Origin of the sequence: Pseudoalteromonas tunicata (assembly GCF_002310815.1) — a bacterium.
Taxonomy (GTDB): domain Bacteria; phylum Pseudomonadota; class Gammaproteobacteria; order Enterobacterales; family Alteromonadaceae; genus Pseudoalteromonas; species Pseudoalteromonas tunicata.
This window is the reverse complement of the sequence record NZ_CP011032.1, coordinates 207,995-222,928: the sequence shown is the minus strand read 5'-3', so window position 1 is coordinate 222,928 and position 14,934 is coordinate 207,995. Positions and strand designations below refer to the sequence as shown.

At 38.9% G+C, this 14,934-nt stretch carries 14 protein-coding genes; 9 read left to right on the top strand and 5 right to left on the bottom strand.

The window, feature by feature from the left end; genetic code table 11:
• Positions 1-78: 78 nt before the first annotated feature.
• Together PTUN_RS01005 and PTUN_RS01000 are read left to right on the top strand one after the other, a co-directional pair.
• Positions 79-1,110 (top strand): choice-of-anchor H family protein, encoded by a 1,032-nt coding sequence (locus PTUN_RS01005; RefSeq protein WP_009839154.1) that lies wholly within the window; start codon positions 79-81, stop codon positions 1,108-1,110.
• Positions 1,111-1,178: 68 nt separating this feature from the next.
• Complete coding sequence (locus PTUN_RS01000; protein ID WP_040644039.1) at positions 1,179-1,793, top strand: PGAP1-like alpha/beta domain-containing protein; 615 nt, start codon at positions 1,179-1,181, stop codon at positions 1,791-1,793.
• 121 nt (positions 1,794-1,914) lie between these two features.
• Here PTUN_RS01000 and PTUN_RS00995 read toward each other — a convergent pair whose 3' ends face one another.
• The 3 genes from PTUN_RS00995 to PTUN_RS00985 form a co-directional block, all read right to left on the bottom strand.
• Positions 1,915-2,130 carry a hypothetical protein gene (locus PTUN_RS00995; protein ID WP_009839156.1) on the bottom strand — a complete coding sequence of 72 codons (216 nt, stop codon included), beginning with the start codon at positions 2,128-2,130 and terminating at the stop codon, positions 1,915-1,917.
• Between the two features lie 211 nt (positions 2,131-2,341).
• A complete protein-coding gene (locus PTUN_RS00990; protein ID WP_009839157.1) occupies positions 2,342-3,529 on the bottom strand; it encodes an ABC transporter permease in 1,188 nt (395 codons plus the stop codon).
• Positions 3,516-4,457, bottom strand: coding sequence for an ABC transporter ATP-binding protein (locus tag PTUN_RS00985; RefSeq protein WP_009839158.1), 942 nt, complete (start codon positions 4,455-4,457; stop codon positions 3,516-3,518). The genes PTUN_RS00990 and PTUN_RS00985 overlap by 14 nt, the downstream gene beginning before the upstream one ends.
• Before the next feature lie 146 nt (positions 4,458-4,603).
• Between PTUN_RS00985 and PTUN_RS00980 the strand changes: the two genes are divergently transcribed.
• The 4 genes from PTUN_RS00980 (at position 4,604) to PTUN_RS00965 (ending at position 9,288) form a co-directional block, all read left to right on the top strand.
• Positions 4,604-6,028: a sigma-54 interaction domain-containing protein gene (locus PTUN_RS00980; protein ID WP_009839159.1), complete on the top strand. Its 1,425-nt coding sequence runs from the start codon at positions 4,604-4,606 to the stop codon at positions 6,026-6,028.
• Between the two features lie 126 nt (positions 6,029-6,154).
• Entirely contained in the window at positions 6,155-6,892 is a 738-nt protein-coding gene (locus PTUN_RS00975; RefSeq protein WP_009839160.1) for a glycosyltransferase family 2 protein, read from the top strand.
• Positions 6,889-7,551: a TVP38/TMEM64 family protein gene (locus PTUN_RS00970; RefSeq protein ID WP_009839161.1), complete on the top strand. Its 663-nt coding sequence runs from the start codon at positions 6,889-6,891 to the stop codon at positions 7,549-7,551. Before PTUN_RS00975 ends, PTUN_RS00970 begins: the two co-directional genes overlap by 4 nt.
• A 12-nt stretch (positions 7,552-7,563) precedes the next feature.
• Positions 7,564-9,288, top strand: coding sequence for an ArnT family glycosyltransferase (locus PTUN_RS00965; RefSeq protein WP_009839162.1), 1,725 nt, complete (start codon positions 7,564-7,566; stop codon positions 9,286-9,288).
• Positions 9,289-9,297: 9 nt separating this feature from the next.
• On the opposite strand, the gene PTUN_RS00960 is transcribed toward PTUN_RS00965, so the two are convergent.
• Positions 9,298-9,831: a DNA-3-methyladenine glycosylase I gene (locus PTUN_RS00960; RefSeq protein ID WP_009839163.1), complete on the bottom strand. Its 534-nt coding sequence runs from the start codon at positions 9,829-9,831 to the stop codon at positions 9,298-9,300.
• A gap of 308 nt (positions 9,832-10,139) precedes the next feature.
• Here PTUN_RS00960 and deoC point away from each other — a divergent pair, with 308 nt between their 5' ends.
• The 3 genes from deoC (at position 10,140) to ccoG (ending at position 14,419) form a co-directional block, all read left to right on the top strand.
• Complete coding sequence (gene deoC / locus PTUN_RS00955; protein ID WP_009839164.1) at positions 10,140-10,913, top strand: deoxyribose-phosphate aldolase; 774 nt, start codon at positions 10,140-10,142, stop codon at positions 10,911-10,913.
• 351 nt (positions 10,914-11,264) lie between these two features.
• Entirely contained in the window at positions 11,265-12,776 is a 1,512-nt protein-coding gene (locus tag PTUN_RS00950; protein WP_009839165.1) for a sensor domain-containing diguanylate cyclase, read from the top strand.
• Positions 12,777-13,036: 260 nt separating this feature from the next.
• Positions 13,037-14,419 carry a cytochrome c oxidase accessory protein CcoG gene (ccoG, locus tag PTUN_RS00945; protein ID WP_009839166.1) on the top strand — a complete coding sequence of 461 codons (1,383 nt, stop codon included), beginning with the start codon at positions 13,037-13,039 and terminating at the stop codon, positions 14,417-14,419.
• Between the two features lie 67 nt (positions 14,420-14,486).
• On the opposite strand, the gene PTUN_RS00940 is transcribed toward ccoG, so the two are convergent.
• Positions 14,487-14,912, bottom strand: a complete 426-nt coding sequence (locus PTUN_RS00940; RefSeq protein ID WP_009839167.1) for an Lrp/AsnC family transcriptional regulator — start codon at positions 14,910-14,912, stop codon at positions 14,487-14,489.
• Between the last annotated feature and the right edge of the window lie 22 nt (positions 14,913-14,934).

The following is a 14,934-nucleotide window of genomic DNA, read 5'->3' as shown; positions in this document are numbered from 1 at the left end:
GTAACTGAACAACATTCAGTAATGATTCAGTCAAATAAGGCTTTTATAACATAAACCCTAACTGGCGGATGAATCACTATGCAACGACCAATTATGCTTATTTTAGCCTTTGCAAGCTCACTTTTTATCACAAACGCAAATGCGACCAATGCCTTAAACGATACCAGCAAAATAAAAGCGAACCAGACTCGCAGCATCTCAAGCCTCAATAAGATTGCGCCCAATAAACCTGCGGTAATCAAACCAACGAGCAACGCAACCAGTTCGGTTTGGATTTATGAACTTCAAAGCAGTATCTATCAAGATATTGATAACGATGGCTATTATCAAAATTTAGCCCTTACACTCGACTTAGATACGCAGCAAAATCAAAGCCATGAAGTTGCAGCGACCTTTTACCTGCAAGGCAGTAATGGTCAAATCCACCATTTATTCTCTAGCGATTTTTTTACCATAAACAGCAATAGCACCCAAGATAGTCAGCAGTTTGAATTTCAACTTTTATCTGACTTTACCAGCGACTATTACCAAATCATTATAGAAATCCAAGACAGTGATCAGCAGCGCTTACTTCATGCTGACAATCATGATTTTAGCGCATTGCAGGATATCGCCTTAGAAGGTCAACGCTTTGACCAAGACAACCAATTATCAATTTATTCATTACGATTAGAATTAGATCAAGATGCAGATAACGATGGCTACTTTGAAGGATTCACGCTGCATTTAGATGCCGATAGCCACTTTCAAAAACAAACAGTTGTTGCCGATTTAATTATTGATAAACAAGTTGTATATACCAGCAGACCATTTACACTTTACGGTAATTCAAGTTCAGATCAGCAGCATTTTGACGTACTACTTGCCAATGGGTTTAGACCGAGCCATTACGACCTTTCGATTGAAATTCGCGATGCATCAGATGGTTACCAACTGCACTATTTACAAGCCTCAGCGTGGACCTCTTTAGGTCATGTCGCTTTAGAATCAAGAGATTATATTCAACAAAATAATTATCTTGAAATTGAAGTGATACAAAGTGCAGGTGCTTTGCAGTGGTTATTAATTGGGTTATTACCGTTGATATGGTTAAAACGAAAAAAGTCGTAGCCATAAATTTGCAATGACAGTCAGCAAAACTGTCGCTAGACTTAGCTCAACTCATTCTCGGGGTTTATATGACGACAATAAAACGCATCATAGTATTACACGGTTTATACATGTCTGGCTTTGTTATGCGTCCGTTATGTCATCAACTCAAAAAGGCGGGGTTTGAAATTTTGAACCTCACTTACAACAGCTTGTCACCTGATAAAGAAACTATTTTTCAGCAAATGGATTCATTTATTGGCGACCAACATACAGCTTTAGTGTGCCATTCACTCGGTGGCCTAATTGCCCGCGCTTATTTAGAATCAAACAGTGTAAATACCCAATTTATTACCAAAGTTATCACTTTAGGCACGCCTCATAAAGGCAGCCAAATTGCCAAGCACATGCAAGAAAAAGGGTTTGATAGTTTGCTTAAAAATAGCGTTGAATTTTTACTCTCAAATAATGCCGATTGGCCGTTTAACGCCAAGCTGTACAGTATTGCAGGTGATTTACCCATTGGTTTAATGCCATTACTAGAAAAAGGCAGCCAATCTGATGGCACAGTATTACTCGACGAAACCAAGTTGCACGGCATGGCCGAGCATAAGATCTTTCACTTAAGCCATACGACAATGATTTATTCTCGCCAAGTGATGCAATATATTTTAGCGACGCTAAAGGCCGACAAGCCTCTTTAAATTGTACTTATTAGAGATAAAACAACAAGACAGCATTTCAACTGCCTTGCTCATCCATACCTAACTTAGATGGCTGTAATTACAGCTCAAAGTGAATAACTTATTATTAATTTTAAAAATTTTAGTGATCACTGGGGTTGTTACGCTCAGCAGCTTCTGCATATTTATAAGCAATAAATGCAATCAAACCAACAATTAACGGTGTAGGTGCGGCAATATAACCAAATGCATCGGAGTTTGCATAACTTGCTCCAGCCAAATGCCCAACGACACCAACAACAAATGCCAAAATAGCAATCACAACTACGACGATTTCACTTTTTTTAACTGTATGCATGATAATCCCTCACTGTATTTTTGTTTCAACACAGCCAGTATTAATGATCTTCACGAATAAAAATTGACCTAAATCAAGTTCGTTAATTACTCAAATTCAAAGCAATAAAAACTTTGTTTTAGAACAAGTTTTAAGCTAAACAAACCAAAAGCCATAAAAAATGGCGCGATTTATGCGCGCCACTTAACTCTTTGCAACTGCTTGTTATTGCTTATGACAAAGCCCATTTCACCATTTGTTTAACGCTTGGCTCTTTGCCGTACATCACCATGCCCATTTTAAACATGCGACCCGCTAGGCGGCGCGCATACCAACAGGTCAAAACTATTAAGACGATAGACAAAATGGGTTGCCAAATACTGACTTCAACTAAAGCCATTTTTACTGGCATTGCAGCAAAAGAGGTCAGCGGAAAATAACTCAACATCGTCAACGCCCAACCACTAGGGCTATCCATAACAATAAATGTTAAAATCATTGGCACCAAAGGCAACATCATAAATGATGATTTACCACTGTGGTTTGGGTCATCAATGGCGGCCGCAACCGCCGCCATAAATGCCGTTGCCAAATACAAACCTAAACTGGCAAATATCAGCAACCAAGGCAGTAAGGGCCAATCAATAAAAGATAAATCCAGCCCTTGACCACGAATAATCACCTGCATAAAACTAAATCCCAATACCATTGAAATTAAGGTACCGGCCATCGCTTTTAATGCTAATAACATTTGCCCTAAAATTTTACCGTCAATCCAAGTTTGGGCATCCATACACGCATATAATTGCTCTGTAACACGTTGTTGCTTTTCTCCGGTAATCGAAACAAATATTTGGGCAAAAGAGACAAATATTCCTATCGCCATCAAGATTAACACTCCGATTGCCGTGAAGCTTGATGCTTTATCTTCAGTTTTCACTTGGCTGTCTAAATACTGATTATGAATAAAAACAGGATGTTGCAATTGTGCCAACTGAGATTCGCTTAAACCTAATTGCTTAGTGACCTGCGCTGCATAATGACGTTCAAGTACATCCGCCAAATCACCTTGCCAGCCATGCTTACCTTGACTATACAAGTCAAATGTTGCCACTTCTGATTTTGTCTGTTGCGCGATAAGTAATGCATCAATTTCACCGGATTTAAGCTGCGCTAACAATTGCTCTTTTGGCAAGCTTGACTGAGTAAAAACAAAATCATCAATTTCACCATTAGGGGCATGCTCTGCAATAACAGCAACTTGATATTGCGTCGCCACAAACTCTTGGCTGCTATGCCAAAAAAACACCACAGCAGCAATCCCAAGCATCACTAACTTACTAATAATCTCCTGCTTCCATTTAAAAAAGTGCATGAACTCCCATTTTGCAACTAGTAATGTTTTATTAAGCTGCGACATTTTTGATTTCTCCTTGATGCTCTGAAATTGCTTTGAGGTAGAGCTGATGCAAATCCATTTTCTTACTGTCTAATTTGGTAATATGCCCCAAAGTCAGTAGTTGCGTTAAAGCGTCATTAACCTCACTGGTACTGGCTAGGCTCACCACCACAGCATTGTGTTCATTTAAGCTAAAATTAAAATGCCTAAGTGCTGCGCTAATTGCTTCAAGAGTGGGTAATTGAGAAAACTCTACTACCAACTCAGCACCGACACCAATTTGCTGCTGAATATCAGTCAAACTCCCATACAGCACCACTTCACCATGATTCATTAACAACATACGATCGGCCAACTTTTCCACCATCGACATCTGGTGCGCACTTAAAATCACCGTCATACCCTGTTGTTTTAGCTCAGCTAAAAATAGCACTACTTTTTCTTGGTTGATGGGATCTAAGCCTGAAAATGGTTCATCTAAAATCACAATTTTAGGCTGGTGTAATACCGCATTCACTAACTGAACTTTTTGCTGATTGCCTTTAGAAAGCGACTTAAGTGGCTGCTCTTTTCTATCTAACAAGTCAAAGCGCTCTAGCCAATAATCCATACGCTCTTTGGCTGTTACTTTATCTAAACCATGCAGCGCGGCAAAATAAAGTAAGTTTTGAGCCACGGTTTTTTCGGCGTAAAGTCCTCTATCTTCTGGTAGGTAACCTAATTGGTCATTTGGAATAGCTGCGTAGCTTTGATTGTTAACATTAACCCTAATTTGCCCTTCATCTGGATGAGTAAATCCCACCAACATTCTCACTAAAGAGGATTTTCCCGCACCATTAGGGCCTAATAAAGCAAATATTTCACCTTGCTGGACGGCAAAACTAATTCCTTTTACCGCTATAACCGTTGCGTAACCTTTAACGACACCCTCAACTGAAATCTGCATCATCGCTCCTTTTTATTTTTTGAATAAAGCGATTCTAACCTTTTGTATTAACATAGTTTCACCATCAATCATTTTATATTGCCGTTTATCACTTTCTTTTATTTAAAAAACACAACACAATAGCGGCACGATATCTCGTGGCTTTATTTATGAACGATTTAAAAGACTTATTAGCGAATTCAGACTTACTGCTCAATGCTGTAGCTGAAGGAATTTACGGCTTTGACCTTGAAGGTAATGCAGTTTTTATTAATCCTGCGGCCGAGCGGATGACTGGCTGGCAAAACAATGAGTTACTTGGTAAAAAAATCCATCAGTACCATCATCATAGCCATGCTGATGGTCGCTGTTATCCAGCGGACGAGTGTCATATTTATGCAACCGTAAAAGACGGTAAAACAAGGCATGTCGATAACGAAGTTTTTTGGCGTAAAGATGGCAGCCGATTTGATGTTGAATACACATCAACAGCGGTTTATCACCAAGGTGAAATAGTTGGTGCTGTGGCATTATTTCGAGATATTAGCCAGCAAAAACAAACTGATTTAGATCTGCGTAACGCACTGAGTGAAATCCGGCAGTTAAGTGAGAAACTACTAGCTGAAAACGTCTATTTACAAAGTGAGTTATCTGAAAGCTGGGCTGGTTCTGGCTTAGTGGGACAAAGCGCAATTTATCAGTCGATGCTCAGCCAAATCGAATTAGTTAGTAAAACCGACAGTACTGTGCTCATTTTAGGTGAAAATGGCACAGGTAAAGAGCTGGTTGCACGAAATATTCATCAACTAAGTCAGCGCAAAAATGCCCCTTTAGTCAAAGTAAACTGCGCCGCTTTTAGTGAGAACTTACTCGAGTCTGAGCTCTTTGGCCACGAAAAAGGCTCATTTACCGGAGCTAACGAGCGCCGCAAAGGTCGCTTTGAACTTGCTGATAAAGGCACCCTATTTTTAGATGAAATTGGTGAGTTATCACTTGCAGCGCAAAGTAAGCTGCTTCGGGTATTACAAGAACAAGAGTTTGAGCGTGTCGGTGGAAATCAAACCATCAAAGTCAATATTCGAATTATTGCAGCAACTAATCGTGATTTACGTGCAATGGTTGAAAAAGGTACTTTTAGGATGGACTTATTCTATCGCTTAAATGTATTTCCTATTGCGGTGCCAGCCTTACGCGAACGATTAGAAGACATTCCATTGTTGTGCATCAATATTTTAGGGCATTTGAATAAAAAGCTCGGTAAACAAATAAAAAGCATTAACCAACAAAGTTTAGCGGCTCTAATGAAATATGATTGGCCTGGAAATATCAGAGAGCTCCAAAATATTCTTGAGCGTGAAGTCATTTTATCGCATTCCAACACCTTAAAATTGCAACAAAAATTGGTTCCTAATCAAGTAACTCAGAGTCATTCTTTAGCCAGCCTCGCTGAGGCAGAAAAAGACCACATTCTGCAAGTATTAAAACATTGCCACTGGGTGATTGGTGGAGAGCAAGGAGCAGCTAAAATTTTAGCCTTACCGGCCAGTACCTTACGCTCTCGAATGCAAAAGTTAGGCATAAAACGCCAACGCTAAATGGTGTATTATATAAAAAGTGACATTTGGACAAAAAGTCGGAATTTTGTCCGAATTGACCATATTTATTGTCATAAAATTGCGATACTGTATTGCTTCTTTTTAAAGAGAACAAAGGATAGGCTTTTGATTTCTGTTGTGATCCCTGCAAAAGATGAAGTAGGCAATATAGGCCCATTAATGATTGAAATTTGTCATGCCTTACAAGGTTTGACCGAATTTGAAATTGTTGTTGTTGATGATGGCAGCTCAGACAATACCTTTGATGAAATCATCACAACAGGTCAGCAAATGAACTGTAATGCGCATGCAATTCGTCATAACGCAAGTACAGGTCAAAGCACCGCGATTTACACCGCTGTGCATCATGCAAAAGGGCAATATATCGTAACGCTTGATGCCGATGGCCAAAATGATCCTGCTGATATTCCTGCTATGCTCGCTTTATTACCTAACATTAACTCACCACATTTTTGCATAGCGGGTTATCGCAAAAATCGAAAGGATACTGCTTGGAAACGCTTTCAATCTCGCTTTGCCAATAAGGTCCGCGATGCATTACTGCACGATGGTGTGCCCGATACCGGCTGTGGTTTAAAGCTATTTCCCCGCGAGACCTTTTTACGTTTCCCTTATTTTAATCATATGCATCGCTATATTCCCGCGCTGGTTCGTCGTATGGGTGGTGAAATTTTAATTTCCGAGGTTAATCATCGCGACCGTACCGTTGGGGTATCAAAATACACAGCTTGGAACCGAGCTTGGGTTGGAATTGTTGATATTTTAGGGGTTATGTGGCTAATTCGACGCTCTAAAATCGTTAATATCAGTAAAGCGACTCAAACTAATAAAGCCGAAGAATGAAACGCATTTTAAAAACATTATTTATTATCAGCGTCTTGCTAATTCTAATGATAGCAACTCAGCAAGGCATGTTTGAGCATCTTACCGACAGCAATTGGGTTGCGCAGTTTGTTGCCAAACAAGGTGCGTTAGGGCTGTTTATTTTGCTTGGTATTGGCGCACTTTTTACCGCCATTGGCGGACCTCGCCAAGTCATTGCGTTTGTGTTTGGTTTTGCTTTAGGTGGCTTAAATGGCGCATTGTTTTCAACCTTAGCTACGCTACTTGGTTGTATCATTGCATTTTATGTCGCCCGCCTCACCGTTCGCAGTAGTTTACAAAAACGCTTTGGCCAGCGATTGCAAAAGTTTGAAAATCTCATTGGCACACAAACTTGGCTTAAAGTATTAATGATCCGCTTATTGCCTGTAGGCAGTAACTTATTGACCAACCTTTTTGCTGGCGCCACTCACGTTCCGGCTCATGGCTTTTTTATTGGCAGCACAATTGGTTATTTACCCCAAATGCTGATTTTTAGTTTTGCCGGTGCAGGCATTGGTTTATCCGATCATTATCAGCTGGCTATCAGCATTAGTTTGTTTGTGATTTCAAGCATTATAGGTACTTATCTTTATCGCTCACGTTTGCGTAAACAAGTGTCTGAGCTGGTCACCGAATAATAAGGAGAGAAAATGCAATCGTTTCGTGATCGCTTTAATAGTGATGACTATTACCAGGTTTTATGGCCTCTTTTATTCATCAGCTTAGGATTGTTATTAGTTGGTATTGGTTTTCGCTCTCCGTGGCCTGCCGATGAACCTCGATTTGTTGAAGTTGCCAGAGAAATGGTGGCGGCCAATCAATGGCTCTTTCCGATGCGTGGAGGTGAATACTACCCCGATAAACCACCGGTGTTTATGTGGGCAATTGCAGCATGTTATAAACTAATTGGCGACTTAAAACTGGCGTTTTTAATTCCCAATGCCTTGTGTGGTTTACTGACTGTTTTTCTTGTTTATGATTTAGGCGCAAGGCTTTGGAATGTGCGCATTGCTCGTAATGCGGCCTTGTTATTGCTATTAGTGCCTCAGTTTTTAATTCAAGCTAAAGCAGCACAAATCGATGCTATGGTGATGTGCTGGATCACGCTTGGTTGTTACGGTTTGGTGCGCCATTTCATGCTTGGTGATGGCTGGCGCTGGTATTTTCTTGGTTGGGCCTTTATGGGCCTAGGTGTGATCACCAAAGGTGTAGGATTTTTACCTTTGTTAATGATGATCCCAATTATCATTTATGGCTTAAAAGACAAACAATTGTTTGCTGGTCGTTTAACTTGGCGCTGTTTACTTGGCCCTGTTGCGTTGCTCAGTGTAATTGCATGCTGGCTTATTCCTATGGTACTGACCGTGCAATCGCTTAATACGCCTGAATTAGTCGCTTATCAAAATAATATTTTATTTAAGCAAACTGGCGAGCGCTATGTGAATTCATGGCACCACATTAAACCTTGGTATTTTTTTATGGTAAGCGTTATTCCTTGGTTGTGGTTTCCAATCCCATTTTTATTGATTACTTATTGGCGAACCGTAGTCAATAAAGTAAAGGCCGACCCTATTATCGCTATTTTGCTTATTTGGGTTGCCCTAGTTATTTTGTTTTTTAGCCTTAGCCCTGGTAAACGTAATGTGTATATTTTACCTGCATTACCTATGCTCGCCTTAGCATGCTCTGCAATGTTAACCGGCCAAACAATTAATCGCTGGTTTGAGCGATTAGTGAGCGCATTACTATGGCTATTAGCGATGATTTTATTGGTAGTGGGAATATTTGCGTTTATACACCACCCTAAAATTTTGAAAAAACTAGCCGACTACACCAATGATTTAACTCACTTTAGTTATTTAATTTTAACTTTAAGTACACTTTGGATTGTTGGTTTAATCGCACTACGTAAACAAGTGGCATTAATTCGTATTGCATTTGTTAGCGCTTTGTCATGGTCGCTCATTAGCACTTGGGGATACAGTTTACTTGAAGATATTCGCACCCCAAAAAGCTTAATGCATGATGTCGCAGCGCATATTGGCGAAGATGCTGAGTTAGGTTTAATAAAGTTCAAAGAACAGTTTATTTTATTTTCACCAATGAGTGTGACTCACTTTAGTTACCTAGCACCAGTTGAAGAGCAAGAGCGCAATGCCTATCAATGGCTACAAGAAGGAACTAACCGTTATTTGTTGGTACCCAGCAGCACAGAACTAAGTTGTTTTGACTTATCAGGCGGGAAAAACATGGGCACAGCCCATCGTGAAGATTGGATTTTGCTCTCGGTAGCAAACGAGTTGCAAACCTGCCAAACACCTAAACGTCAATATCGTTATTTTACAGAACATCCAGGATATTGGATGCACGAGTAACCCAAAAAGCTAGGGCGTATTGACCTTTTTTAATGCTGATTTAAAACAATCAGCACTGTGATCGTTTATTAAGCCGCAGGCTTGTAAGTGTGCATAACAAATGGTTGAACCAAAAAACTTAAAACCGCGCTTTTTCAAATCTTTACTAATGCTATCAGAAATATCTGAGGTCGCTTGATAATCGCTTTTACATTTAGGCAGGTTTACTATGGGTTGGTAGTTAAAGTAAGCCCATAAATAATCTGAAAAACTACCAAATTCTTGCTGAATTTTTATAAATGCTTGAGCGTTTGAAATGGTGGCATTAATTTTCGCACGATTGCGGATAATGCCGCTGTCTTGCATTAATGACTCCACTTTTTGCTGATCAAAACAAGCAACTTGCTCAACATCAAATTGCGCAAAGGCTGCACGGTAGTTTGCTCTGCGTTTTAAAATAGTGTACCAGCTAAGCCCTGCTTGCGCAGATTCTAATACCACAAATTCAAACATTTTTTTATCGTCGTAGACCGGCTCTCCCCATTCTTCATCGTGGTATTGCACATAATCTGCCTTTGTTAAATCAACCCAATGTCAACGGTTAAAGGTAATTTCACTCATTATTTGGCTCTTTGATTCAAAACTGACGACATAAAAACAATTTATAACTACAAAATAGATTTGTTTTTATAACAGGTGTATCGCATTACTTCAAATTGATATCTTAGGTACGTTAAAAACTTAACCTTTAAAATCTACGCCCCCTAACTACTTGCTAGTTAATGGTATTTTCTTCATAAAAAGTAATGGTATTTCAAAGAAAGATTGCTTAACCTCGAGCGAGACAACACTTTTTTAGGCAACTTTTCTTTATGAACGATTTAAAACACGCCGCTCAGCAAGCCATAAATTTTATGGATTTAACCAGTTTAAATACGAATGACAGCGCAGAAAAAATCATCGCTTTATGTCACCAAGCATCGTCAGTTGCCGGTCATACTGCTGCCATTTGTATTTACCCCAAATTTATTGGCTTAGCACGCCAAACATTAACGCAACTAGGTGCTAACGATATCAAAATAGCCACAGTGACAAACTTTCCCGCTGGCGATGCGGATATTGAACTTGCTGTTAAAGAAACGGTTGCAGCAATCGAAGCGGGGGCTGATGAAGTTGATGTCGTTTTTCCTTATCGCGCACTGATGGGTGGTGATGAACAAATTGGTTTTGACTTAGTTAAAGGCTGTAAAGCGATATGCAACAATAAAGCTATTTTAAAAGTCATCATTGAATCGGGTGAATTAAACCAGCCTGCTTTGATAAAAAAGGCGTCTGAAATCGCCATTGCTGCTGGTGCTGACTTTATCAAAACATCAACCGGAAAAGTCGCTATCAACGCAACCTTAGATGCGGCAAAAATAATGCTTGAAGCAATTAAAGAACACAACCCAAAGTGTGGTTTTAAAGCTGCTGGAGGAGTAAAAGATGCCACACAAGCGGCGCAATATTTACAGCTAGCAACTCGTATTTTAGGTGATGAATGGCTCAGCCAAAACACATTTCGCTTTGGAGCCTCAAGCCTGTTAAATAATTTACTTGTTACCTTAGGCCATGATGAGATCTCGTCGCAATCATCACAATACTAATCACTTTGACGGCGGATAACCAAGCCTTTTCTAGGCGCTATTTATAGCGCTTATACCAATGAGTTTATTTGCAAAGTTTTACATCTAAACCTTTGGTTAATTACCACTATTACACACGTTGTTTTACTGATATCAAAGTGCCTTTTTATATCAAGTTAGGGCACTTAAATGATATTTGCATTTAGGTTCCACAAATAAGCAAATACTGACTATCAAGTTATTTATGTCTTTATTTTAAAAAAAAAATATCAATAATTTCCAAATAAACAAATCACACATTCATATTGAGTTTGGCTTTTATTCTGCAATACTTTAGATAATTTCAAAGGATTGGAGTGAAAAACTTTTCATATGGATATAAAAAATAGATTCACTTTAAAATTAAAGTTACTAGGCGCAGTTATTTTAGGGCTAATTTGTATCGCAGCTGTCGCTTTATTTGGCTTAAAGCTTTGGCAACAAGCAAAATATTCTGAAGATATATTAGTCCAATTTTCAACTCCAGAAATTAAGCGGTCTCATTTTCTCCAAGATCTTATCTATGGCTTTGGTTATGGCGGTTTTATTCATAACTTTAAAAATTATGTGCTACGCAAAGATGTTAATTACTACTACAAAGCTATCGATAAAGCACAAATTACACTTGATGCCATTGACGCTTATCTCAAACTCGACTTAAACGAAGATCAAATAACCAACATCAATCTTTTACGTGATACGGTTGTGCTTTACCAAGAAAAACTTTCGATTGCTCATCAACTTATTTCAAATAATTTAGATATCGAACAAATAGATTTAAAGGTAAGGGTTGATGATACACATGCCATCCAAGCACTAGGAAATATAATCGCCCAAACCCGCTCATCTGTCGCATCAACCAAACAAAAAGCCGAAGAAAACTTACAAGAATTTGAAAACTTATTAGTTTATTTTTTTACAATTATCATTGGCTTGTTGGTGCTTTGTTTTGGTTACTTGGTTTTTACCTTATCTTTATTGGTCAGTAAATATAACGAAATTGAAGCGCTTTTTAACGCCTCTCCATACGCTATTATCAACGCCAACGAAAAGGGATTAATTATTAGAGCAAATAAAAAAGCATGTGAACTTTTTGACTATCAATTATCTTCATTAAAAAAACTATGCATTGATGAGTTAGTACCCGATAGATATCGCGCCACACATCATAAAAAACGCACTGAGTTTATTCAATCATATCAACATTTAGCTATGCAGAATCGAAAGTCTCAGCTATTTGCCAAAAACAAACATGGTCAAAATATTCCAGTCAGCATCTCAGTGGCCTCTTATTGGCAAAACAACGAAAAAAGGTCGATAGCCATCATTAAAGATGACTCAAAAGAAATAAAATTACGAAGCGAAAGTCGTACCGATACGCTTACGCAGGTGGGAAACCGGATAGCGTGTAATGAAAAACTAGAAAGTAACATAGCCCATAGCGAACGTTATAGTACTGAACTTTCTATTATTTTAATTGATATTGACCACTTTAAAAATGTAAACGATAAATATGGACACTTAACAGGCGATCAAGTTTTGATTCAAGTTGCACAATTGCTCAAAGCGCATATTCGTGAATCAGACAGCCTATTTCGTTGGGGTGGTGAAGAGTTTTTAATTATTACTCCTAATACTGGCCAGCAACAAGCAGCTGAGCTCGCCGAAAAACTACGTAGACTCACGCAGGTACATTCGTTCCATGATGAATTTAACATTACCATCAGTTTAGGTATCACTAGTTATTTACATGCGCGCGATACCAGCAAAAGTCTATTTCACCGCATTGATAAAGCGTTATACCAAGCTAAAAATAGTGGTCGAAATACCTGCTGTACGCTATAGAAATCTCAATTGAATAAACATATCAAATTTAGCTAATACTTTTATATTATCACTCGGTAATAACAATCAACAATTTGGTAAAATATCATGCGTTAATGATCACACTACCAAAAAGCACGATATACCGTGCACCCCACGATATATCACACACAAAAAAGCCAACCTAAAATTTAAATCATTTAAAATCAATAAATTAAACATGTTAAAACATGGCATACTCCTTGAGTTAAGTGGTTATTACCGTTATCGAGAAAACCACTATGAAGTTTGATATTAAAGAAGAAGATTTGATCATTAAGCCCTACAAGCAAGATCAAAGTATTTATGTGCGAGAGCAAAAAGGGAGATTTCAGCAATATCGCAGAGTCCTTAACTGGCTCTTAATGCTTGGATTCATTTTAATTCCTTTTATCCCCTATCAAGGCCAGCAAGCCATTTTGTTTGATGTAGCCAATCAACAATTTAAAATTTTTGCTCTCACTCTTTGGCCGCAAGACTTTATGTTGGTTGCAGGGTTATTTATGGCAGGGGCGTTTGCCTTATTTTTTGTCACTAACTGGCTTGGCCGCGTATGGTGTGGTTATGTTTGTCCACAAACGGTATGGATGCTGATGTTTATTTGGGTTGAGCATAAAATTGAAGGAACCCGCAATCAAAGAATAAAACTCGACAAATCAACCATTACACGAGAAAAGATCCTAAAAAAAGCAGCAAAACACACCGTCTGGATTGCCATGTCGGTGCTCACTGCCACCACATTTATGAGCTACTTTATTCCTGTTTATGATTTGTACGCTGACCTTGCAACTTGGCAGGCCAGTGGTTTAGTGGTGTTTTGGGTGTTTTTATTTGCATTGTGTACTTATGGCAACGCAGGTTGGCTTCGAGAAAAAATGTGTATTTACATGTGCCCTTATTCTCGTTTTCAATCCGTTATGTTTGATAAAGACACCTTGTTGGTAACTTACGATAACGAACGCGGCGAAAACCGTGGCCCACGTAAACGCAAAGAAGACCCAAAAAGCAAAAACCTTGGCGACTGTGTCGACTGTAATTTATGTGTTGAAGTCTGCCCTGCGGGTATCGATATTCGTAATGGTTTGCAATATGAATGCATTAACTGTGGCTTATGTATTGATGCTTGTAACCAAACCATGGAAAAATTTGGCTATGAAAAAGACCTCATTAAATACACCAGTGAAAATAATATGGCTGGTAAACCTACCAACCCTTGGCGCTTAAAATTAGTCGGTTATGCTGTGTTTACCGTCGCTATTTTTGCGATTATGGCAATTTGGCTGGCGGTGCGTGTACCACTGGAGGTATCTGTACTGCGCGATCGCAACGTATTGTATCGCATGAATTTTGAGGGCTTAATTGAAAATCCTTATACCTTAACAATCAGCAATAAAACTCAAAAAGTACAGCACTTTACTATCAAAGTGGCAGGTATTGAACATGCTGTACTCAACGCACCGAACACTATTACGGTGCTGCCTGGCCTGATGCAAAAAGTCCCTGTAACCTTAATTGCTGATGGCTACGATTTAAGCCAGAAAGTCACCGATGTTGCTTTCACCGTAACAGGCATTGATGACCCGCAACTCATCTTAACCAAAGACTCAAAATTTTATAAAAACTAACTGATTCAATCAATTAAAACCAACCAATTTGCAGGTTACTCTTGTCTATACAAGTTTAACCTGCTTTTTATTGGTTATTAATCCATTCACTCAGTACCACATGGGTTTTAATTTTAATAATATCAGGATGCGAATCTAGCTCTTCGCGAATTTGGTGCAAACGCTGCATCGATGGCGCTTTAATATAAACCAATAAATCCATATCTCCAGTTATACCCCGACACGTTACCACCTCAGGAATGGCCTGAAAAACATGCACCACATCAGCGCAACGCGCACATTGATGCTGAATTTCAAAATACGCTGTAACCCCTGCTTTTTGTGACTCACTCAGTAAGACTTGATAACCGCGTATTAAGCCATTTTGCTCTAGTTTTTTGATCCGTTCCGATACTGCAGAACGCGATAAACTCACGGTTTCAGCAATAGCAGAAACACTGATCCGAGCATTCTTTTTTAACTGCTCAATAATTTGCTGATCGAATTTATCCATGATGCCACTTTTTCCTTATACC

Bases quoted from the DNA above. Each gene is read 5' to 3' on its own strand.
- PTUN_RS01005 (WP_009839154.1), top strand. From the start codon at position 79: ATGCAACGACCAATTATGCTTATTTTAGCCTTTGCAAGCTCACTTTTT.
- PTUN_RS01000 (WP_040644039.1), top strand. From the start codon at position 1,179: ATGACGACAATAAAACGCATCATAGTATTACACGGTTTATACATGTCT.
- PTUN_RS00995 (WP_009839156.1), bottom strand. From the start codon at position 2,130: ATGCATACAGTTAAAAAAAGTGAAATCGTCGTAGTTGTGATTGCTATT.
- PTUN_RS00990 (WP_009839157.1), bottom strand. From the start codon at position 3,529: ATGTCGCAGCTTAATAAAACATTACTAGTTGCAAAATGGGAGTTCATG.
- PTUN_RS00985 (WP_009839158.1), bottom strand. From the start codon at position 4,457: ATGATGCAGATTTCAGTTGAGGGTGTCGTTAAAGGTTACGCAACGGTT.
- PTUN_RS00980 (WP_009839159.1), top strand. From the start codon at position 4,604: ATGAACGATTTAAAAGACTTATTAGCGAATTCAGACTTACTGCTCAAT.
- PTUN_RS00970 (WP_009839161.1), top strand. From the start codon at position 6,889: ATGAAACGCATTTTAAAAACATTATTTATTATCAGCGTCTTGCTAATT.
- PTUN_RS00965 (WP_009839162.1), top strand. From the start codon at position 7,564: ATGCAATCGTTTCGTGATCGCTTTAATAGTGATGACTATTACCAGGTT.
- deoC (WP_009839164.1), top strand. From the start codon at position 10,140: ATGAACGATTTAAAACACGCCGCTCAGCAAGCCATAAATTTTATGGAT.
- PTUN_RS00950 (WP_009839165.1), top strand. From the start codon at position 11,265: ATGGATATAAAAAATAGATTCACTTTAAAATTAAAGTTACTAGGCGCA.
- ccoG (WP_009839166.1), top strand. From the start codon at position 13,037: ATGAAGTTTGATATTAAAGAAGAAGATTTGATCATTAAGCCCTACAAG.
- PTUN_RS00940 (WP_009839167.1), bottom strand. From the start codon at position 14,912: ATGGATAAATTCGATCAGCAAATTATTGAGCAGTTAAAAAAGAATGCT.